Consider the following 21291-nt stretch of genomic DNA (forward strand, 5'->3'; position numbering starts at 1 on the left):
GTGACGCCCGCGTCAGCTCCGGTCGTCGTCGGGGTCGACCTGGGAAGCAACTCCGCCCGTGCGCTCGCCCTCGACCCCGACGGCCGCACCCTGGGCAGCGCCACCGCCGGTTATCCCGGCTCCTCCTCCTGGCGTCCGGGCCATGCCGACCCCGAGGGCTGGCTGGCGGGCGCGACCGAAGCCGTACGACGGCTCGCCGCCAGGCTGCCCGCCGCCGCGTCCCCGGTGGCGCTCAGTTTCGGCGGGCAGAGCCCGACCACCGTCGTGGTACCTGCCCCTTCCGGAGCGGCGACGCCCCCCGGCCCGGACCCGGCTGCCTCGACCGCCCTGACCTGCCGTCATCCGGCCGGGGCGACGGGTTCGCCGGTGGAGCAGCATCACGAGCAGTACGCGGTGCTGCGGGCCGGGCACGGCCCCGGCACGACGGCCTGGCAGCTGTACGACTGGGTGATGGCGCGGCTGGGCGCGGACCGGCGGCAGTCCCGTTGGGCCGGTGACCCGCTGCTGGACGGCTACGGTCCCCCCGCGCGTACGGGCACGGTGACCGGCACGACCGACGGCTCGCACGGACTGGCAGCGGGCACACCGCTGGTGGCCGGTGCGCAGGACGCGTATCTGGCGTTCTGGGCGGGCGGTCTCGACCTGCCGGGCCGGGCGATGGACCCCGGTGGGCGCACCGGCGGGCTGGCCGTGGCGGTCGCGGTGGGATCGCCCGCCGCCGACCACTACGCGCTGCCCAGTGCCGTACCGGGACTCGACATCGTCGGCGGACCGGTCGCCGCGCACGGTCTGATGCTGGAGTGGCTGAGCGTGCTGACCGGGCGCGAGGTGCCCGAGCTGCTGGCCCTGGCGGCCGGCGTGCCGGCGGGTGCGGGGGGTGTGACGGTGATCCCCTATCTGGAGGGCGAGCGCGCGCCGCGCTGGAACCGTGATCTGCGCAGCGAGATCCACGGGCTGTCCCCGGCGGCGGGTCCGGGGGAACTCGCGCGGGCCGCGCTGGAGGGCGCCGCGTACGGGCTGGCGCATATCGCCGCCGAGCTGGCCGCACGCAAGGCCCCGATCTCGACCCTGGTCTGCGCCGGTTCCCCGGCGCGCAGCCGGCTGTGGTGCTCGGTGAAGGCCGCCGTGTTGGGGGTGCCGGTGGAGGTGCCGGAGCCGGTCGACGTGGCCGCCTACGGGGCCGCGCTCGCCGCGGGGGCCGGGGCGGGCTGGTGGCCGGCGCCCGGCTCCGGGCGCAGCGGCGACTGGCCGCGCCCGCGGATGACCGTCATCGAGCCGGAGCCCGATCCCGTGTACGAGGAGGGCCTGCGGCTCTTCCTCGCGCTCGGGGACGCGGAGGTCGCCCGGCTGGCGGAGCACGGCCACGACCGGCGGGCGCCGGCGGACACAGCAATCGACCGAAACGAGAGCCTGGAGACCAGATGCCCAACCCCGTGATCTTCATGGACCTGCCGACGCCGGATGTGGAGGCCACCTCGCGCTTCTACGCGGATCTCTTCGGCTGGACCTTCAACCGGCGGCCCGCGGGCGAGTTCCACGAGGTGCTGCCCGGTGTGAAGCCGAACCTCGGCATCCATCTGGAGGAACGTCCGGTCACCGGTCCGGTGCCGCGGATCTATGTGATGGTCGACGAGCCGCCCGCGTATCTGGAGAAGGCCGTCGCGAACGGCGCCTCGGTGCTCTGGGAGGAGAAGTCGTGGGCGGAGTTCGAGGCCCGGTACGCGGCGTTCCGCGACCCCTGGGGCAATGAGGTCGTGCTCTGGAGGGACAAGGGCACCTACTTCAAGAGCGGGCACGCGCCCGAGGCGTGACACCGCGCGGCCCCCGTTGTCGGCGGCCGGTGCTGGGCCCACGGACCACCGGGAAGCCACCGGGAAGCCACCGGGACGAGCCGGGGTGGTGGGAGCAGCCGAACACCGTACTGACGCAGACAAGCACAGCCATCACGGACGCCACAGTCACCACAGGCGCCGCAAGCACCACAGAGATCTCGGAGACCGGGAAACCACCGGGAACCGACCCAGAAGATTCCGAGGCACACTCATGACCAACACACTCGTCTTCGTCGATCTGCCCAGCTCCGATGTGGAGGCGTCGACGGAGTTCTACCGGGAGCTGTTCGGTTGGACCATCAACCCCCGGCCGCAGGGCGTCTTCCATCAGATCGTGCCCGGTGAGGGGCTGCATCTGGGCCTCTTCAGCGAGACGGAGCAGCATCCCGACCCGGCCCCGCTGCCCGCGCAGCCGCGCTCGGGTCTGCACACCCGTGTCTACATCCTGGTCGACGCGCCTCCCGGCGACTATCTGAACAAGGCGGTTCTGCTGGGGGCGACGGCCCTGTGGGAACAGAGCGTCTGGGAGGAGTTCAACGGGCAGCACGCGTCCTTCCTCGACCCGTGGGGCAACCAGATAGTGATGTGGCGGGCCAACTCGTAGCCGTCCGACTCGTAGCCGTACGGGACCATGAGCGGCAGCCCCCCGACGGGAGCCGGGGGGCTGCTTCATGTCCTGGGGCGGCGGGCGAGTCGGGTGACCGGGCGGTCCAGCACTCCGGCGCGTCGGGTGACCGGGCGGTCCAGCACTCCGGCGCGTCGGGTGACCGGGCGGTCCAGCACTCCGGCGGGCCGGCGGTCAAAGGGGCCGGTGGTGGAGGGCCCGCGCTGCCGGGTCGCGCCCGGCGGTCAGGCGGTCTCGGGCCGCTGTGCGTGGGCGCGGCGGCGCAGTGCCGGATCCGCGAGCGCGGGCGGCGCGTACGGGCAGTCCGCCGGGTTCACATCGGTCCCCGGCGCGACCAGCGAGTCCAGCCGGTCCATGACGTCCGGCCCGAGCCGTACGTCCGCCGCGCCGAGCTGGCCCGTCAGCTGCTCCAGAGTCCGCGGACCGATGATCGCCGAGGTGACGGCCGGGTGAGCGAGAACGAAACCGATGGCCAGTTCGATCATCGTATGGCCGGATTCGGCCGCGAGTGCCGCGATCTCCTCGACGACGGTGTACTTCCGCGCCCGGACGGCTTCCTGGGCGTGGTCGAAGTGCTCGGCGTTGCGGACGGCCCGCGAGTCGGCGGGGGCGGCCGAGCCCGCGCGGTACTTGCCGGTGAGCCAGCCGCCGTTGAGGGGGCTGTAGACCATCACGCCGAGCCCATGCCGCTCACAGGCCGGCAGGGCGGCGGCCTCGGCATGCCGGGCGAGGGCCGAGTAGGCGAGCTGCTCGACGGTGAACCGCTCCCGGCCCCGGCGTTCCGCGGCCCACTGCGCCTCGGTGATGAGGTCCGCCGGGAAGGCGGAGGAGCCGATCGCCCGCACTTTGCCCTGCCGGATCAGGTCCGTGAGCGCGCCGAGCGTCTCGTCGAGATCCGTGCCGGGGTCCGGCCGGTGGAGCTGGTAGACGTCGATCCGGTCGGTGCCCAGGCGGCGCAGACTGTCCTCGACCGCGCGCATGATCCAGCGGCGGGACGCGCCGCGCGTCAGAGGCTCCGCGTGGTCCGTCTGTTCGCCGAACTTGGTGGCCAGTACCACGCTGTCGCGCCGCCCCTTGAGGGCCCGGCCGAGTATCTCCTCCGTCTCGCCGGAGGCGTACACATCGGCGGTGTCGACGAAGTTCACTCCCGCGTCCAGAGCCGTGTGCACCATGCGTACACACGCGTCGTGGTCCGGGTTGCCCCAGGCTCCGAACATCATCGTGCCGAGGCAGAGGCGGCTGACGCTCAGGCCCGTCCGGCCGAGGTTCACATAGTCCATCGCCCGAGACTGACACGCCCGCCGTGGTGCACCGATGTGGCCGGGGGGCAGCGTGGGCGGCCGATGTTCGTGCCTGAAGCACATATCGGCCGTGTGCGCCCCCGACCTACCTTCGGCACATCGCAAGGATCCACGTGTTTCAAGCATCCAAGTGTTTGGGGAGGAAGCCGTGCTGGACCGGATGACCGCTTCGGAGCTCACCCCGCACGACCAGGCGGACGCTCCCGCCCGTTCGGACGGGCGGGAGCGCGAAGGTGACGGACTCGTCGAGTCGCCCCTCCCGAGCGACATGCTCCAGCCCTGGGAGGTGTGGAGTCAGGAACTGTTCGATCTGGAGATGATGAGGGTCTTCGGCCGTTCCTGGGTGTGGCTCGGGGACACCGAGGACCTGCGCAAGCCGGGTGACTTCATCACCGGGAAGATCGGCAGCCAGTCGGTGCTGGTGGTGAAGCAGCGCGACGGCTCGGTCAAGGGCTTCCTGAACAACTGCCGGCACCGCGCGTCGGGTGTGGCGTTCGAGCCCGCCGGCAACTGCGGCAAGGCGTTCGCCTGCCCGTACCACGCGTGGACCTACGGTCTGGACGGCAAGCTCCTGTCCATCCCCGACAAGGACCGGATGTACGGCCCCGACTTCCCGATGCGGGAGTACGGGCTGGTCCCGATCCGGGTCCACATCGCCTTCGACAAACTGGTGTTCGCCTGTCTGTCGCGCAAGGCGCCCCCGTTCGAGGAGTGGATCGCCCCGCTGCTGCCGCGGTACGAGGCGTACCGGATCGGCGAGTACCACCGCTACCACCGCGAGCTGGACGAGACCTACCCGATGAACTGGAAGGTCTTCGTCGAGAACTCGAACGACGACTACCACGTCCGGTTCGTGCACCGCCGGCTCAACAAGGTGCGCAAGCAGATGGACACCATCGTGCGCTTCCAGGGCCGTACGACCAGCGGCTACAAGCCGCACAGCGAGAACTTCGATCTCTCGCTCGGCCGTACCGACCTCGACGAGGAAAATCTGCGCGGCAGCTACGCGGAGTTCATCTACCCGAATCTGACGCCGCTGCCGTACGCCTCACAGCTGATCATGGTCCGGGTGGATCCGATCGCCCCCGACCGGAGCCGGCTGGTCTCCCGGATCTACGGGCTGACCGAGGACATCGAGTTGCAGGAGCGCGAGCTGGTCAATCTGGAGCTGACCAACAAGGAGGACACCGACATGGTGACCGTCCTGATGGAGAACCTGCGTTCGCCGTTCTACCGCGTCGGCCCGTCCAGTACCTGGGAGGGCCGGGCCCGGCACATGATGAGGCAGATTCGCGAGGACGTGGCGACTCCGCTGGACCCGGACGAGTTCGACGGCCCGGTCGACGGCTGACGCCGCGTCCACGGCGTGGGCCGTATGCGCGGCTCGGGTCGTATCCGCGGCGCAAGCCTTATGCGCGGCTGACGCCGGATCCACGGAACCGCCGAATCACGGTATCCGCAGGAAAGAAGAGGAGTGCTCGTGCTCGACAAGAAGCTGACCGAGGCCCGCTGGACCCATATCGCGCTGCCGACGAACGATCTGGAGGCGGCGGTCGAGTTCTACACGTCGTTCACCCCCCTGGTGGTGGTCGCGCGGCACAGCGACGCGGACGGCGCCAATGCCTGGCTGTCCAATCCGGGCCAGGTACAGACCCCGTTCGTACTCGTCCTGGTCGGGTTCGACAAGGACAAGGGCAAGAAGCAGCCGCAGCTCACACCGTTCGCGCATCTCGGCATGGAGGTGCCGAACCGGGAGGACGTCGACAGCACCGCGGCCCGTGCCCGCGAGGCGGGGTGTCTGCACTGGGAGCCGATGGAGCTGCCCCCGCCGGTCGGCTATATCTGCGCCCTCACCGACCCCGACGGCAATGTCGTCGAGATCTCGCACAATCAGCAGGTCTTCGAGGAGGTCCGCACCCTCTGGGGCGCGGACGCGTGAGCACCGGAACGGAAGAAGCGGCGGACGAGACCCGGCGAGCCGTCGAGAGCTATGTCGCGGCGCTCAACAGCGGTGACGCCGACCGGATCGCCGAGCGGGTGACCGAGGACTTCCACAACGAGCACACCTCGGCGCTCGGGCAGGGGCTCCACGGCCGTGCCGCCTACCGGGAACGGCTGACGGGCTTCCTCGCCGAGTTCACCGGACTCCGGTACGAGACGGAGGACCTGCTGGTGGACGGCGACCGGGCGGCGCTCGCCTACCGGATGTCGTTCCGCTGGGCCGGCGCCGCCCACCGTCCGGAGGTCCGGATCCGGGGGATGTTCCGTTTCCGGGTACGGGACGGAGCGGTCGCGCACCGGGTCGACTACTGGGACAGCGCCGCGTTTCACGAGCAGACCGGCCGGACCGACCGGACCGGCGGACGATGAAAGGAACCACTGTGCAGACCCATTCGGCCCTCGGGGCGGGCAAGCTCCGGCGGATGCGCCGCATGTTCGAGGAGGACGGCCGTGCCGTCTTCGTCGCCATCGACCACGCCGCGTACATGGGGCAGGGGCCGCCGCTCGGCGAGCCGATGGCGAGGATCGCGTCCGGCCGGCCGGACGCGATCCTCGCCACCTGGCACCTGGCCCGCGCCTACGCCGATGTCTTCGCCGACGCGGGACTGGTCCTGCGGGTGGACGGCGGCTCCTCCGAGATCGGCGACTTCGCCCAGGGCGATGTCAACGAGATCATGCATCTGCCGGAGCAGGCGCTGAGGATCGGGGCCGACTGTCTGGTCGTCCTCGCCTTCCCCGGCGCACCCGACGAGGATCTCTCGCTGAAGCGGCTGGCCCGGCTGACGTCGGAGTGCGAGCAGCTCGGACTGCCGGTGATGGCGGAGATGATTCCGGGCGGCTGGGGCAAGGCGGCTCCGTGGACCACGGAGAACGTGGCGCGGGCGGCCAGGATCGGCGCGGAGCTGGGCGCGGACATCATCAAGACCGTGTGTCCGGGGCCGACCGCCGAGTTCGCCGAGGTCGTCGCGGCCTGCCCGGTGCCCGTCGTGGCGCTCGGAGGGCCCAAGACCGACAGCGAGGACGATGTGGTCGCACTCGCCAAGGGCGTGGTGGAAGCGGGCGGCGCGGGTGTCGCCTTCGGCCGCAATGTGTGGGGTTCGGCGCAGCCGGACAAGCTGGTGGCGCGCCTGCGCGAGGCGGTCCACGGCGGCTGAGGGCCACCCTGCCGGCCCCACCCTTCCCCCATAGCGCCTTTCCTCCTTTCCTCCTTTCCTTCCGCCACGCCGTCTCCCCGCTCTCGCCCTCGCACGCACCGTGCGGAGGGCGGGGAACGGCCGACTCGCCGACCGGGGCCGCTGCCAGGCCCCGGCTCCCGGCGGCACGCGGGGCGCGTGCCGCCGGTGGCATCGGCTCCGGTCCGGCTCCCGCTCCCCCGCCGCCCGCTCTTCCCCGCGGACCTTTCCGGCGCTTCCGGGCCGGCCGGAGCGCCGTACAGCGGCCCCGGAAGCCCGTCGGGTACTCGTCGGAGCCCCGGCCGCTCCCCGACGCGGAGCCGCACACCCGCCGGTCGTCCCGTGACGCGGCGGCCCGTGCCGTACGAGCCCTCCGCGCCCCGCCTTCTCCCCCGCCTTCTCCCCAGCCCCACCCCGTCCCGCGAGCCGCCCCTGCGATCAGGAGTCGCGATCATGTCCAAGCAGGTCCTTGCCGTTCCCTCGGTGGTGATCCGGTTCGCCGGTGACTCCGGCGACGGCGTGCAGCTCACCGGTGACCGGTTCACCGCGCAGACCGCGGCCTACGGCAACGACCTGGCCACCCTCCCCGACTTCCCCGCCGAGATCCGGGCGCCCGCCGGAACGCTGCCGGGCGTTTCCGCGTTCCAGCTCCACTTCGCCGGGCACGGCGTCTCCACACCGGGCGACAGCGCGGACGTCCTGGTCGCGATGAACCCGGCCGCGCTCAAGGCCAATCTGGGGCATCTCCGGGCAGCGGCCCAGATCATCGCGGACTCCGACCAGTTCACCCGGCGCAATCTGGCGAAGGCGGGATACGCCACCGACCCGCTGGAGGACGGCTCGCTCGCCTCGTACACGGTACGGCCGGTGCCGCTGACCACTCTGACGGTCGCCGCGCTCAAGGACTTCGGCCTGTCCCGCAAGGACGCCGAACGGGCGAAGAACATGTTCGCGCTCGGGCTGCTGTCCTGGATGTACCACCGGCCGACCGAGGGCACCATCGCCCATCTGACGGCGAAGTTCGCGCGGAAGCCCGACATCATGCGGGCGAACATCGCGGCCCTGAAGGCCGGGTGGAACTTCGGGGAGACGACCGAGGCGTTCGCGCTCTCGTACGAGATCGCCCCCGCTCCCGCGCCCGCCGGGGTCTACCGGAACATCACGGGCAACCTCGCCCTGGCGTACGGCCTGGTGGCGGGCGCCGAGCGGGCCGGGCTGCCGCTGTTTTTCGGCTCGTATCCGATCACTCCCGCCTCCGACATCCTCCATGAGCTGAGCCGGCACAAGAACTTCGGGGTGACGACCTTTCAGGCGGAGGACGAGATCGCCGCGGTCAGCGCGGCGCTGGGAGCCTCCTTCGGCGGCTCGCTGGGGGCGACCGCGACCTCCGGCCCCGGAATGGCCCTCAAGGCGGAGGCCGTCGGGCTCGCCGTCGCCCTCGAACTGCCGCTGGTGGTACTGGACATCCAGCGCGGCGGGCCGTCCACCGGCCTGCCGACCAAGACCGAGCAGGCCGATCTGCTCCAGGTGCTGTACGGCCGCAACGGCGAGTCACCGGTGCCCGTCGTCGCGGCGAGTTCGCCCGCCGACTGCTTCGACACCTGTCTGGAGGCGGTGCGGATCGCGCTCAGATACCGCACGCCGGTCGTGCTGCTCTCCGACGGATATCTCGCCAACGGCTCCGAACCCTGGCGGATCCCCCGGTCGGACTCCCTGCCCGATCTCTCCGCGGAGTTCGCGTTCGCCACCGCGCCCAACGGCACCGACGCCGACGGGACACCCCGCTTCCTGCCCTATCGGCGGGATCCCGAGACCCTGGCCCGGCCGTGGGCCGTGCCGGGCACCCCCGGACTCGAACACCGGATCGGGGGCCTGGAGAAGGCCGACGGCACGGGCGACATCTCGTACGACGCCGACAACCACGAGTTCATGGTGCGCGTCCGGCAGGCCAAGGTGGACGGCATCACACGGGAGCTGCCGCCGACGGCCGTGGACGATCCGGGGGGCGACGCGCGGGTCCTGGTGCTGGGCTGGGGCTCGACGGCCGGTCCGATCGCCGCCGCCTGCGCGGAGGTCCGCGCGGCGGGAGGCTCGGTGGCACGAGCGCATCTGCGGCATCTCAACCCGTTCCCCGCCGATCTCGGCGACATCCTCACGGCGTACGACCGGGTCGTCGTCCCGGAGATGAATCTGGGCCAGCTCGCACTCCTGCTGCGCGGCCGGTATCTCGTCGACGTCGTCTCCGTCACCCAGGTGCGGGGAGCGCCGTTCAAGGCCGCCGAGCTGCGGACCTCCATCGAGAAGGTGATCCTTGATGTCTGACGCCCCGGCGGCCCCCGCACGGGTGCCGCTGAAGCTCACCGCGAAGGACTTCCGCTCCGGCGAGGAGGTGCGCTGGTGCCCCGGCTGCGGCGACTACGCGATCCTCGCCGCCGTCCAGGGCTTCCTGCCCGAACTCGGCCTGCGCCGCGAGAACATCGTCTTCGTCTCCGGCATCGGCTGCTCCTCCCGATTCCCGTACTACATGAACACCTACGGCATGCACTCCATCCACGGCCGCGCCCCCGCGATCGCGACGGGTCTGTCGGTGTCGCGGCCGGATCTGTCGGTCTGGGTGGTCACGGGTGACGGGGACGCGCTCTCCATCGGCGGAAACCACCTCATCCACGCCCTGCGGCGGAACGTCGACCTGAAGATCCTCCTCTTCAACAACCGGATCTACGGCCTCACCAAGGGTCAGTACAGCCCCACCTCCGAGCCCGGAAAAATCACCAAGTCGACGCCGATGGGCTCCCTCGACACCCCGTTCAACCCGGTGAGCCTGGCGATCGGCGCGGGAGCGGGCTTCGTCGCCCGTACGGTCGACTCGGACCGCAAGCACCTCACCTCGGTGCTGCGCGCCGCCGCCGAGTACGAGGGCACGGCGCTGGTCGAGATCTACCAGAACTGCAACATCTTCAACGACGGCGCGTTCGAAGTGCTGAAGAACCCCGAGACGCGCGACGACCATCTGCTCCGGCTCGAACAGGGACAGCCGCTGCGGTACGGGGCCGGCGGGGCCCGCACCGTCGTCCGCGGGCCGTCCGGGTCGCTGCGGCCCGCGCCGGGAGCCGACGGCTCCCCGCTCGGCGACGCCGTCGAGGCCGTGCACGACGCCCACGATCCCGATCCGGCGCTCCCCTTCGCGCTCTCACAGCTGCCCGACAACGGCGGACCGACCCCCATCGGCGTCTTCCGCTCGGTGGCCCGGCCGTCCTACGACCGGCTGGTCGCCGACCAGTCGGCGAAGGCGGCCGGGTCCCGGGGCCCCGGCGACCTGGACGCGCTGCTGACCGGCGGCGACACCTGGACCGTCGCATGAGCCGGCCTTCCGCGGCAGGCCGCCGCGCCCTCTTCCCCCGCCGTCGTGCCCGTCTCCGTGACCGCCCTCGTGCCCGTCTCCGTGACCGCCGTCGTGCCCATCCCCGTCTCCGTTCCGGGAGGTGTCCATGACCTATGTGATCGGTACGAACTGTGTCGACGTCAAAGACCGCACCTGTCTCGCCGAATGCCCCGTCGACTGCATCTACGAGGGCGAACGGATGCTCTACATCCACCCGGACGACTGCGTCGACTGCGGGGCCTGCGAACCGGTGTGCCCTGTGGAGGCCATCTATCCCGCCGACAGCCTGCCGACCGAGTGGCTCTGGCATCTCGCCGCCGCGACCGAGGTGCTGGACGGGCACGAGGAGGAGCCCGACGCCGGCCCGGTGAGCGATCACCGGGACGTGGCCCTGCTTCCCGTCAAGCCGGCGTCCCCATGACCCGCGCCGTCCCCGTGACCCGCGCCGCTCCCATCGCCCTCGTCGTCCCCGTGACCCGCGGAACGCTCAGGAACCCCGCTGCGCTCAGGACGCCCGAGCGGCCCCCGAGACATACCGACAAGCTCCGGACCACCCTTCCCATCCTTCCCATCGCGACCAGAGAAGAGGCCAGACGTGACTGATTGGCGCCTCGCCGTGGACATCGGCGGCACCTTCACCGATGTCGTCCTGCTGGACGCCGACACCGGCCGTGTCGTCGTCGAGAAGACCCTGACCACCCCGTCCGCGCCGCTCGGCGGCGTACGCGCCGGTGTCCTGTCCGCGCTGGACAAGGCCGGTATCGCCCCCGGCGACATCACCCGGCCCATCGTCCATGCCACCACCCTCATCACCAACGCCCTGATCGAGGGCAAGACCGGGCGTGCCGCCCTGGTGACCACCGACGGCTTCGGCGACACGCTGGAGATCCGCAGCGAGCACCGCTACGACATGTACGACCTCCAGATCGAGTTCCCCGCGCCGCCGATTCCCCGGGACCTGGTCTTCGAGATCAATGAGCGGACCACCGCGGGCGGCGCGATACGCACCCGGCCGAGCGAGGCCGGACTCGACGCGCTGGCCGAGGAGTTGCGGCAGCACGACGTCGAGGCGGTCGCCGTCTGCCTGCTCAACTCGTACGCGAACGCCGAGAACGAGCGTACGGTCGCCGAGGGGCTGGCGAAGCGACTCGGCGTCCCGGTGTGCGCCTCGCACGAGGTGACCCCGCAGATCCGCGAGTACCCCCGGATGATCACCACCGTCTGCAATGCGGCCACGATGCCCGTCATCGGCCCCTATCTGAAGGAGCTTCAGGACTGGCTGACCGGGACCGGTTTCGGCGCCTCGGTGCTGATGATGCTCTCCAACGGCGGTGTGGTCTCCGCCGACGACGCCCGCAAGGTGCCGATCCGGCTCGTCGAGTCCGGCCCGGCGGCCGGTGCGCTGGCCGGTGTCTGGTACGCCCAGCGGCTCGGCGAGGAGCGCCTGTTCTGCTTCGACATGGGCGGGACGACGGCGAAGTCGTGTCTGATCGAGAACTACCGGCCGGAGCTGACCAACGAGTTCGAGGTCGCCCGGGTCTACCGCTTCAAGAAGGGCTCCGGCTACCCCTGTTCGATCCCGTCGGTCGACCTGGTGGAGATCGGCGCGGGCGGCGGCAGCCTCGCCCGTGTCGACGATCTCGGCCTGCTCAAAGCCGGTCCCGACTCGGCGGGCGCCGACCCCGGCCCCGTCAGCTACGCGCGCGGCGGCTCCGTTCCAGCGACCACCGACGCCGATCTGGTGATGGGCCTGCTCGACCCGGCGTACTTCCTGGGCGGTGAGATGCCGCTGGACCTGGACCTCGCGCGGGACGCGTTCGCACCGCTGGGCGAGCGTCTCGACGCCTCCGCGGACGACACCGCGGTCGGCGTGTACGAGGTGATCAACCAGAACATGGCCGCGTCGGCCCGGATGCACGCCGTGGAGCGCGGCATCGATCTGCGCGGTGTCTCGCTGATCGCGTTCGGCGGCGCGGGCCCGGTGCACGCCTGCGGGGTGGCCTCGCTCCTCGAAGCGCCCCGGGTGATCTTCCCGGTGAACGCGAGCGTGCTCTCCGCGTTCGGCACCCTGGTCAGCCCGGTCCGCATCGACCTGGCGCGGAGCATGGTGCGCGCACTGGACGGGCAGGTGGCCGCCGACCGCGATCTGCTGCTGGAGGACATGCGCCAGGACGGCCGCCGCATTCTGGCGGCGGCGGGCGCGGCGGCCGGGGACGTGAAGTTCCGGTACGGCCTGGACGCCCGTTACGAGGGTCAGGGCAATGAGATCACCCTCTGGGTCGGCGAGGGCGCCGGTTGGCCGGCGACGCTGGAGGAGACGCTGGAGCTCTTCCACGGCGAGTACGAGAAGATCTACGGTCTGCGGATCCCCGATGTCGGGGTCGAGGTCGTGACCTGGCGGGTCGCCGCGTGGTCGGACGCCCCCGGCTTCGAGGTGCCGGCCGTGCCGGCCGGGAGCGGCGCTCCGGTGCCGGACCGCCACCGTGACGCCCGCTTCCGCCGGGGCGAGGAGCCCGTGCCCGTACCGGTGTACCGGCGTGCCTCCCTGGGGGCGGGTGACCGTTTCGAGGGTCCCGCCCTGGTCGAGGAGCGCGAAACCACATCCGTCATCCCCGGCGGCTGGAGCTGCGAGGTCGCCGCCGACGGCTCGATCGTCGCCACCCAGGCAACCACCAAGGAGGTCTCCCCGTGAGCCGTACCTTCGACGCGATCGAGCTGGAAGTCCTGTGGGGCTCGCTCGTCGCCACCGTCAACGAGCAGGCGAAGGCGCTCCAGCGGTCGGCCTTCAGCCCGATCGTGCGGGAGGCGGGCGACCTCGCCAACGCGCTCTTCGACCGGCGCGGCCGGATGGTCGCCCAGGCCGTCACGGGCACGCCCGGCCATATCAACTCCCTCGCCATCGCCTGCCGCAACATCCTCGACCGTCATCCGGTCGACTCGCTGACGCCCGGTGACGTACTGATCACCAACGATCCGTACCAGACGGCCGGTCAACTGCTGGACGTCACCGTTCTCGTGCCGGTGTGGCGCGACGGCCGGGCCATCGGCTTCTTCGGCTCCACCATCCACCACACCGACGTCGGCGGCTACGGCATCGGGGCGGGCGCCCGCGACGTCTTCGAAGAGGGCCTGTGGATCCCGATCAGCAAGCTGATGACCGGGGGCGCACGCAATGAGCCCGTCTGGGACTTCATCCTCGCCAATGTGCGCCAGCCCACCCATATGGCGGGCGACCTGCACGCCCAGATGGCCTCGGGCGAGGTCGGCGCCGGACGGCTCCAGTCGCTGCTCGACTCGTACGGCCTGGCGGACATCGAGGACCTCGCGGACGAGGTGATCCGCCGCTCGGAGGACGCCACCCGGCGCGCCATCCGCGAACTGCCCGGCGGCACCTACCGGGCCTCGTCCGTACTCGACCTGGCGGACGGCTCGGAGATCACCATCGAGGTCGCGGTGACCGTCGACGCCGAGAAGGGCGAGATCCTGGTCGACTACGAGGGGTCCTCGGGCGCGAGCCCGTGGGGCATCAACGTGGTCAAGAACTACACCCACGCGTATACGACGTTCACGCTGCGCAGCCTCCTCAACCCCGAGGTGCCCAACAACGCGGGTTCGCTGGCCCCGATCCTGGTCGAGGCCCCGGAGGGCAGCATCGTCAACGCCGTCGCGCCGTCGCCGTGCACCGCGCGGCATGTGGTGGGCATGTTCCTGCCGATGCCGCTGCTCCAGGCGATGTCGAAGGCGCTGCCCGGCGCGGTGATGGCCGAGGGATCGGCCGCGGTGTGGACGATGCAGGTCAGCGGACACGACGCGGAGGGCAAGCCGTTCATCACGGCGATGTTCACCTACGCGGGTGGTGTGGGCGCGCGGGCGACCAAGCCGGGCCTGTCCACGACGTCCTACCCGACCGGTGTCTCCGCCGTGCCGCTGGAGGTCGTGGAGGCGTCCGCGCCGATCCGCTTCCTCCGCAAGGAACTGCGCCGCGGCTCCGGCGGCAAGGGCGCGCAGGAGGGCGGGATGGGCCAGACGATCGAGTTCACCGTGGACTCCCCGTCGCCGTGGGTCCTCAACGCGGTGACCAGTCGGCTGGCGCGCGGCCCGCTGGGCGTCTTCGGCGGGGGTGCGGGGGCGACCGGCCGTTTCCTGGTGAACGGCGAGCCGGTGCGTACCCAGGCGAGGATCACGCTCCAGCCCGGCGACGTCGTACGGCTGGAGCTGCCGGGCGGCGGCGGATACGGGTCGCACGCGGAGCCGGAGCGGACCCCGGTGGCCGCGGGCTGAGCCAGCCCGGAGGACCTGGCGGCCCGCCGGGCCGGAACGAGTCAGTCGGGCACACCGTCCGGACGCACCGGTCGCGGACCGCTCACAGGGCCACGGCGGGGGCGAGTCCGGGCGGCGTCCCCTTCTCTACCGAAACCGAATCGGAGGCAGGTATGGCGATCTTCCCGGTCACCTTCGCGGCCCGCTGGGCGGACACGGTCGCCGCTCTCCCCGACGCGACGTTCCTCGTCTGGGAGGCGCCGGACGGCGAGGTCACCACATGGACGTACGGGGCGTTCGACGAGTTGGTCGGGCGCGTCGCAGGCGGGCTGCGGGAGCGTGGCGTCGTACGGGGCTCCCGCGTCGGCGTCGCGCTGCCGAACTGCCCGGCGTTCGTGGCGCTCTGGCTGGCGCTGGTGCGGCTGGGAGCCGCCATGGTCTGCTCCGACCCCTCCGCGCGGGCGCCGGAACTGGCGTCCCAGTTGCGCCGTACCGACGCGCGGCTCGGGTTCTGCGCACCCGGCGAGGCGGCGGCCGAGTACCGGGCCGCCGCTTTCGACACCGGCGCGGACGTGGTCGAAGTCTCGGTCACGGACACCGCGTTGGCCGCCCTTCCGGGCCCGGCGGTCACGGCCGCCGAGGCGCGGCCGGAGGATCTGGCGGGGCTGATGTTCACCTCGGGCACCACGGCCGAACCCAAGTGCGTGATGGTGACCCAGGCCAACTACGCCTTCGCCGGTGAGGTGATGGCGTCGGCGTCCGCGCTCCGCGCGTCGGACCGGCAGCTGGTGGTGCTGCCGCTGTTCCACGCCAACGCCCAGTACTACTCGTTCGCGCCTGCGATCGCCGTGGGAGCGAGCGTGGCCCTGATGCCGGCGTTCTCCGCGAGCCGGCTGCTCGCCCAGGCGGCCCGTCACCGGGTCACCCATCTGAGCCTGTTCGCCGCGCCGATCCGGATGGTCCTCGCGCGGGGCGCGACCGCCGTGCCGGGGCTGCGCGTCAGCCACTGCTGGTACGCCCAGAACATCACGGACGAGCAGTACGAGCGGTTCGCCGGTCTGATCGGCTGCCGTCCGCGGCAGCTGTACGGGATGACCGAGACCGTGCCCGCCGTGCTCACCAACCGCGCGGTCGGACCCGAACCGGCCTCGATGGGGGTCCCGACGCCGGGCTGCCGGGTCGCGATCCGGGACCCGGCGACCGGGGCCTCGATGGGGCCCGGCGAGGAGGGCGAGATCTTCGTCGGCGGCGAGCCGGGCACCACCCTGTTCGCGGGCTATCTGGACGACCCGGCGACGACGGCCGCCTCCTACCCCTTCGGCGACGGCTGGTTCGCGACCGGTGACCGGGCGCACGCCGACGAGCGGGGACGGTACTTCTTCGCCGGGCGGCGCGGCGATGTGCTGAAGGTCTCCGGCGAGAACGTCTCCCTCGTCGAGATCGAGGCGGTGCTCGCGCTGCATCCGGCGGTCCTGGAGGCCGCGGTGGTCGGCGAGCCCGATCCCGTACGGGACGAGGTGCCGGTCGCCTATGTGGTGCCGGCTCCCGGCGCGGCCCCGGATGCTCTGGCCGATCTGGCGGAGTGGTGCGCCGCGCGGCTGGCGAAGTCGAAGCGCCCGGTGCGGTTCGTATCGGTGCCCGAGCTTCCGCGTACGTCGGTCGGGAAGATCCGTAAGTTCCAGCTCGGCGAGAGGCCCCGCGCATGACGTCGACGCCGTCCCCGCTCTTTCCGTTCCCTGTGCCACCGCGACTTCCGGCGACCGCGGCCCTCGCCGATGTGCTCCAGCTGGCCGGCGGCACGGGCTGGCTGACACCGCCCCTGCGCCCGTTCCAGCGGGGCGCGTCCACGCCGGACCTGGGCGCGGCCCGTACCGTACGGGTGGAGCCGGGTCCCGGCAGCCACGGGCTGGGGCCGCTGCGCTCGCTGCTCGGCGAGGATCTGACCGGGCGGGTGCTGGTGATCGCGGGCGCGGACTGTGTGCCGGGCGCGGTCTGGGGGGAGATCCTGTCGACGGCGGCGCTGGCCCGCGGCGCGGTCGGCGCGCTGGTCGAGGGCCGGGTCCGCGATGTGCCGGCGCTGGAGCGGCTGGCCCTTCGGGTCTGGGGGCTGGGCGAGGCGACGGCCGGACCGGGGGCCGGTGTGCATGTCGCGGAGATCGGCGGTCCGGTCTCGGTCGGCGGGGTCACCGTGACGGAGGGGTCCCCCGTTCTGCTGGACGACGGCGGCGCCGTGGCGCTGGCGACGGACGCGGCCCAGGGGCTGCTCGCCGACGCGCTGGAGTACCACCTGGCGGAGGAGAGCGTGGTGGAGGCGCTCGCTTCGGGGCTGCGGCTTCCGCTGGCGTACGCGCCGAAGGCCCAAACGGTCACCCGGCTGCGCAGAGGGCTCCGGTGAGCGCGCCCGGCCGCTTCGGGCGGACCCTCGGGGGATGAGAACGCCCTCACCTTCCTGAGAGTCGGCCCACAATCGTTGCCCCGCTGGGGTGTTCGCCCATAGCGTCCTCGATCACTGCGGTGCGGCGCAGGGGTTCGACAACTCCCCCGACCGGGCCTCCCGGACCGTACTGAGGAGCACGTCGAAAGCTGCTTCCGCATCGCACCTCGGGGAGACGGGCGTCGCCGTGTCGGGCGACGGCACTCTCATCGGGGCTGTCCGTCGGCCTGGCCACTCCCGTACAGGCCGACGGGCAGACAGCGTCGTCCGGTGCTGTGGGCCAGGCGGCCGGTGAACCCGCCGTCCGGACCGACGGCGGACCGTGAGGACCCTGCCAAGCCTCCTGCACCACTCCTGTCATGACCCCGGCCGTGGAGGCATCGGTGTGGAGCCGGGGTGCCGGAGCCGCCCCGGAACGTGATCATCCGGGGGCTCCCCGTCACCGGCGAGGAATACCGGTGATCATCCCGCCGTCGACCACGAACTCGGCGCCAGTCGTGAACGACGAGGCGTCACTCGCCAGAAACACGATGGTGTCCGCTATCTCCGAGGCCCTGCCGGGCCGTCCCAGCGGAATGTCCAGGTGATCGGGGTCGATTCGCGCGGTCATCCGAGTACGTACATAACCCGGATGCACGGAGTTGACCCGGATTCCGGAAGGGCCCAGCTCGACCGCCAGCGACTGCGACAGTCCCCGCACACCGAACTTGGCCGCCGTGTACGCGTGGGTGGCCGGGCTGCCCCGGAGGCCGTCGACCGAGGAGATGTTGATGATCGACCCTCCTCCCTGCTCCCTCATCCTCGGCACGACCGCCCTGCACCCGAAGAACACCCCCGTGAGATTCACGGCGATCACCGCGTTCCACTTGGCGGTGGTGAACTTCTCGATGGGTGCGGCGTTCGCGACGCCCGCGTTGTTCACCAGCACGTCCAAGGCCCCGAACGCGTCCACCGTCTTCCGGACCGTGCCCGCCCAACCGCGCTCGTCGGTGACGTCCAAGTGCACGAAGAGAGCCCCGGCACCCAGCTCGGCGGCCAGTTCGTGGCCCTGCTTGTCGGCGACGTCAGCGATCACGACGCGCCCGCCCGCCTCGTGCAGCGCTCGCGCGGCAGCCGCACCGATGCCCCGCGCGCCACCCGTGACCAGCGCAACCCGTCCGTCGAGATCCGACCTGCTCGATCCGCTCACAGACGTTCCCTCCTCGGCCCCGCCCAGCTCATTCGGGCCAGCGTATCGGCCGGGCTACCGCCGATGCGGCCCGCAGCCCGGAGGGGGCCGAGGGCACCAGGGTGTCCGCCGCTCTCGTACCCTGCCCGCCCGCGGGTCGTCTACGGGCGGCGGGGAAGCAACTCCCGTACGAGCGCCGCGACCTGGTCCGTCTCGACGAGGAAGCCGTCGTGGCCGAACTCCGAGCCGATCACCCGCAGGTGGTCGGAGCCGGGGATGCCCGCGGCGATCTCCTCCTGCTGGTACAGGGGGTAGAGGCGGTCGGAGTCGACTCCCGCGACCAGCGTTCTGGCGGTGACCCGGCGCAGCGCGGCCGTGGTGCCGCCCCGCCCTCGGCCGATGTCATGACCGTTCATGGTCTCCGTCAGGACGACATAGCTCCCCGCGTCGAACCGGCGTACGAGCTTGGCCGCGTGGTGGTCGAGATAGGACTCGACCTGATAGCGCCCGCCGCGCCAGGGGTCCTCGTCTCCCTGGGGTACCCGGCCGAACCGGTCCCGGAGTTCCCCTTCGCTGCGGTACGTCACATGGGCGAGCCGACGGGCGACGGCGAGCCCGGAGTGCGGGCCCCGGCCGGGCGGCGCGTCGTGGTAGTCGCCGCCGTGCCAGTGCGGATCGGCGCGGATGGCGTGCAACTGGACGTTGGCCCAGGCGATCTGCTCGGCGCTCGCCGCGCCCGACGAGGCCAGCAGCAGCAGCGCGTCCACGCGCCCGGGATGCGAGACGGCCCATTCCAGCGCGCGCATCCCGCCCATCGATCCGCCGACCACCAGCGCCCAGCTGCCGATGCCGAGGGCTTCGGTCAACTCGACCTCGGCGGCAACCTGGTCACGCTGTGTCAGATACGGGAAGGAGCCGCCCCAGCTCCGGCCGTCGGGGCGCGGGGAGGACGGGCCGGTGCTGCCCTGGCAGCCGCCGAGGACGTTCGGCGCGACGATGAACCAGCGGTCCGTGTCCAGCGCCTGCCCCGGCCCGATCAGCCCGTCCCACCAGCCCGCGGTGGGATGGCCGGGCACGGCGGGACCGGCGACATGGCTGTCGCCGGTCAGCGCGTGCAGGACGAGCACGGCGTTGGAGCGGTCGGGGGCGAGCCGCCCCCAGGTCTCGTACGCGATCCGGACGCCGGGCAGTTCGCCGCCCGCCTCCAGCGGCAGTGGCCGCGGAAGGTCGTGGAAGCGACGGCGGCCCGGAGGGTCCCCCTCCCGCCAGGCCCCGGAGGCCGGCGGGAGGGGGGTGTCGGAGGTGGTGACGGTGTTCAGGACACGCCCTTCACCGCGCGGAAACCGGTCTCCAGATCCGCCTTGAGGTCGGCGAGGTTCTCGATGCCGACCGACAGCCGCACCAGTCCGGGTGTGGTGCCGGTCGCGGCGAGTTCCTCTTCGGAGAGCTGGCTGTGGGTGGTGGACGCCGGGTGGATGATCAGGCTGCGCACATCGCCGATGTTGGCGAGGTGGCTGAACAGCTCCACGGCGTCGACGAAGCGCTTGCCCGCCTCGACGCCGTCCCGGAGTTCGAAGGTCAGCACGGCGCCGGCGCCCCTCGGGAGGTAACGCTGTCCGGCCTCGTACCAGCGGTTGGACGGGAGTCCCGGGTAGTGGACAGCGGCGACCTCGTCGCGCTGCTCCAGCCATTCGGCGAGGGCCTGGGCGTTGGAGGTGTGCCGTTCGACGCGGAGGGACAGCGTGTCCACGCCCTGCAGGAGCAGGAACGCCGAGTGCGGCGAGAGCGCGGGGCCGATGTCGCGCAGCAGCTGGACCCGGAGCTTGATGGCGAAGGCGCTCGGGCCGAGGGCCGGCCAGTAGCGCAGTCCGTGGTAGCTGGGGTCCGGCTCGTTGAAGTCGGGGAAGCGCTCGGCGTGCGCGCCGAAGTCGAAGGTGCCGCCGTCGACGACGATTCCGGCGATCGTGGTGCCGTGGCCGCCGAGGAACTTGGTCGCCGAGTGGACGACGACGTCGGCGCCGTGCTCGATGGGCCGCAGCAGGTACGGCGTGGGCACGGTGTTGTCCACGATCAGGGGGACGCCGGCCGCGTGGGCGACGTCCGCGACGCCCCTGACGTCCAGGACGTTGCCGCGCGGGTTGCCGAGGCTCTCGGCGAACAGGGCCTTGGTGTTCGGCCGGATCGCCGCGCGCCAGGCTTCGAGGTCGTCGGGGTCGTCGACGAAGGACACCTCGATGCCGAACCGGCGCAGGGTGTGCCGGAAGAGGTTGTAGGTGCCGCCGTAGAGCGAGGTGCTCGACACGATGTGGTCGCCGGCGCCCGCGAGGGTGAGGATCGCCAGGGTCTCCGCGGCCTGCCCGGACGCCAGCGCCACCGCGGCGACGCCGCCCTCCAGCGCGGCGATCCGCTGCTCGAAGACGTCCGTGGTGGGGTTGTGGATACGGGTGTAGATGTTCCCCGGCTCGGCGAGCGAGAACAGGTCCGCGGCGTGCTGGGTGTCGCGGAACACGAAGGAGCTGGTCTGGTAGATGGGCACGGCCCGAGCCCCGGTGGCCGGGTCCGGGATCGCTCCGGCGTGGAGCTGCTGGGTCTCGAACGACCACGCCGGGGTGTCGGCCCCCGCGGCTTGGCCGGGGGTGTGACCCGCGGCGGCGGAGTCGACGGGCTGGCTCATGGTTCTCCCTTGTGCGGATGTACGGGCACTGCGGTGCGTGCGGATACGGGGCGCTGTGGGTGGTGTGGCGCGCTGCGGTCCGGGCCCGGACGCGGGCCGCGGGGAGAACGCGCGGATGCTGTGGAGACGTGCCGGAGGGGCGAGCCGGTGACCGGAGAACCGGCCGTGCGGAGAGGCGCGGGCCCGGCGGGCGTCCGAGGCGGAGCGGGTCGTCAGCTCATCGCGGGACTGCCCATGGCCGAACAACCCATGGTGGTGACGCGCGCGTAGTCGATGTGGCGGCGGGTCACAAGCAACGTCATGCGGACAGACAACCACATAGCTGTACGTAGCACCAGCGCGTGTCCACCCAGTGGGCAGTCACCGGCGCGCGCGGGGCGCGCGGGACGCTCCCGGGGGCCCGATCCGCGGCGGCGATCGGCGGAGACGATCAGCGCAAACG

Annotated in this window: 18 protein-coding genes; 14 read left to right on the forward strand and 4 right to left on the reverse strand. The window is 71.8% G+C overall.

The window, feature by feature from the left end; translation table 11 throughout:
* From ACWEFL_RS21090 to ACWEFL_RS21100, 3 genes are all read left to right on the forward strand, one after another.
* The gene (locus ACWEFL_RS21090) at positions 1 to 1437 is read left to right on the forward strand and encodes an FGGY-family carbohydrate kinase (protein ID WP_451714740.1); all 1437 of its coding nucleotides are present in this window, start codon (positions 1 to 3) and stop codon (positions 1435 to 1437) included.
* Positions 1422 to 1811, forward strand: coding sequence for a VOC family protein (locus ACWEFL_RS21095; protein ID WP_451714743.1), 390 nt, complete (start codon positions 1422 to 1424; stop codon positions 1809 to 1811). The genes ACWEFL_RS21090 and ACWEFL_RS21095 overlap by 16 nt, the downstream gene beginning before the upstream one ends.
* Before the next feature lie 232 nt (positions 1812 to 2043).
* Positions 2044 to 2436 (forward strand): VOC family protein, encoded by a 393-nt coding sequence (locus tag ACWEFL_RS21100; RefSeq protein WP_451714746.1) that lies wholly within the window; start codon positions 2044 to 2046, stop codon positions 2434 to 2436.
* A gap of 245 nt (positions 2437 to 2681) precedes the next feature.
* Here the strand turns inward: ACWEFL_RS21100 and ACWEFL_RS21105 are convergent, their stop codons facing one another.
* Complete coding sequence (locus ACWEFL_RS21105; protein ID WP_451714748.1) at positions 2682 to 3737, reverse strand: aldo/keto reductase; 1056 nt, start codon at positions 3735 to 3737, stop codon at positions 2682 to 2684.
* Between the two features lie 169 nt (positions 3738 to 3906).
* Here ACWEFL_RS21105 and ACWEFL_RS21110 point away from each other — a divergent pair, with 169 nt between their 5' ends.
* From ACWEFL_RS21110 to ACWEFL_RS21160, 11 genes are all read left to right on the forward strand, one after another.
* Positions 3907 to 5109, forward strand: a complete 1203-nt coding sequence (locus ACWEFL_RS21110) for an aromatic ring-hydroxylating oxygenase subunit alpha (RefSeq protein WP_451714751.1) — start codon at positions 3907 to 3909, stop codon at positions 5107 to 5109.
* A gap of 129 nt (positions 5110 to 5238) precedes the next feature.
* On the forward strand, positions 5239 to 5697 hold the full coding sequence (locus tag ACWEFL_RS21115) for a VOC family protein (protein ID WP_451714752.1): 459 nt from the start codon (positions 5239 to 5241) through the stop codon (positions 5695 to 5697).
* Positions 5694 to 6128, forward strand: coding sequence for an ester cyclase (locus tag ACWEFL_RS21120; RefSeq protein WP_451714755.1), 435 nt, complete (start codon positions 5694 to 5696; stop codon positions 6126 to 6128). Before ACWEFL_RS21115 ends, ACWEFL_RS21120 begins: the two co-directional genes overlap by 4 nt.
* Positions 6129 to 6139: 11 nt before the next feature.
* Positions 6140 to 6913: a class I fructose-bisphosphate aldolase gene (locus ACWEFL_RS21125; protein ID WP_451714758.1), complete on the forward strand. Its 774-nt coding sequence runs from the start codon at positions 6140 to 6142 to the stop codon at positions 6911 to 6913.
* A 471-nt stretch (positions 6914 to 7384) separates the two neighbouring features.
* Positions 7385 to 9253: a 2-oxoacid:acceptor oxidoreductase subunit alpha gene (locus ACWEFL_RS21130; protein WP_451714760.1), complete on the forward strand. Its 1869-nt coding sequence runs from the start codon at positions 7385 to 7387 to the stop codon at positions 9251 to 9253.
* The gene (locus ACWEFL_RS21135) at positions 9246 to 10292 is read left to right on the forward strand and encodes a 2-oxoacid:ferredoxin oxidoreductase subunit beta (protein ID WP_451714763.1); all 1047 of its coding nucleotides are present in this window, start codon (positions 9246 to 9248) and stop codon (positions 10290 to 10292) included. Before ACWEFL_RS21130 ends, ACWEFL_RS21135 begins: the two co-directional genes overlap by 8 nt.
* A gap of 127 nt (positions 10293 to 10419) precedes the next feature.
* Entirely contained in the window at positions 10420 to 10734 is a 315-nt protein-coding gene (fdxA, locus tag ACWEFL_RS21140; RefSeq protein WP_451714766.1) for a ferredoxin, read from the forward strand.
* Positions 10735 to 10908: 174 nt separating this feature from the next.
* The gene (locus tag ACWEFL_RS21145; RefSeq protein ID WP_451714768.1) at positions 10909 to 13005 is read left to right on the forward strand and encodes a hydantoinase/oxoprolinase family protein; all 2097 of its coding nucleotides are present in this window, start codon (positions 10909 to 10911) and stop codon (positions 13003 to 13005) included.
* Positions 13002 to 14594: a hydantoinase B/oxoprolinase family protein gene (locus ACWEFL_RS21150; RefSeq protein ID WP_451714770.1), complete on the forward strand. Its 1593-nt coding sequence runs from the start codon at positions 13002 to 13004 to the stop codon at positions 14592 to 14594. Before ACWEFL_RS21145 ends, ACWEFL_RS21150 begins: the two co-directional genes overlap by 4 nt.
* 152 nt (positions 14595 to 14746) lie before the next feature.
* Positions 14747 to 16279: a class I adenylate-forming enzyme family protein gene (locus ACWEFL_RS21155; protein ID WP_451714772.1), complete on the forward strand. Its 1533-nt coding sequence runs from the start codon at positions 14747 to 14749 to the stop codon at positions 16277 to 16279.
* 32 nt (positions 16280 to 16311) lie between these two features.
* Positions 16312 to 16968 carry an RraA family protein gene (locus ACWEFL_RS21160; RefSeq protein ID WP_451714775.1) on the forward strand — a complete coding sequence of 219 codons (657 nt, stop codon included), beginning with the start codon at positions 16312 to 16314 and terminating at the stop codon, positions 16966 to 16968.
* Between the two features lie 478 nt (positions 16969 to 17446).
* Here ACWEFL_RS21160 and ACWEFL_RS21165 read toward each other — a convergent pair whose 3' ends face one another.
* The 3 genes from ACWEFL_RS21165 to ACWEFL_RS21175 all read right to left on the reverse strand — a co-directional run bounded on the left by ACWEFL_RS21165 (position 17447) and on the right by ACWEFL_RS21175 (position 20849).
* Entirely contained in the window at positions 17447 to 18196 is a 750-nt protein-coding gene (locus tag ACWEFL_RS21165; RefSeq protein WP_451714777.1) for a glucose 1-dehydrogenase, read from the reverse strand.
* Between the two features lie 140 nt (positions 18197 to 18336).
* A complete protein-coding gene (metX, locus tag ACWEFL_RS21170; RefSeq protein ID WP_451714930.1) occupies positions 18337 to 19494 on the reverse strand; it encodes a homoserine O-acetyltransferase MetX in 1158 nt (385 codons plus the stop codon).
* Positions 19491 to 20849, reverse strand: coding sequence for a bifunctional o-acetylhomoserine/o-acetylserine sulfhydrylase (locus ACWEFL_RS21175; protein WP_451714779.1), 1359 nt, complete (start codon positions 20847 to 20849; stop codon positions 19491 to 19493). Before ACWEFL_RS21175 ends, metX begins: the two co-directional genes overlap by 4 nt.
* Positions 20850 to 21291: the final 442 nt, after the last annotated feature.

It is taken from the genome of Streptomyces sp. NPDC004838 (assembly GCF_053600955.1).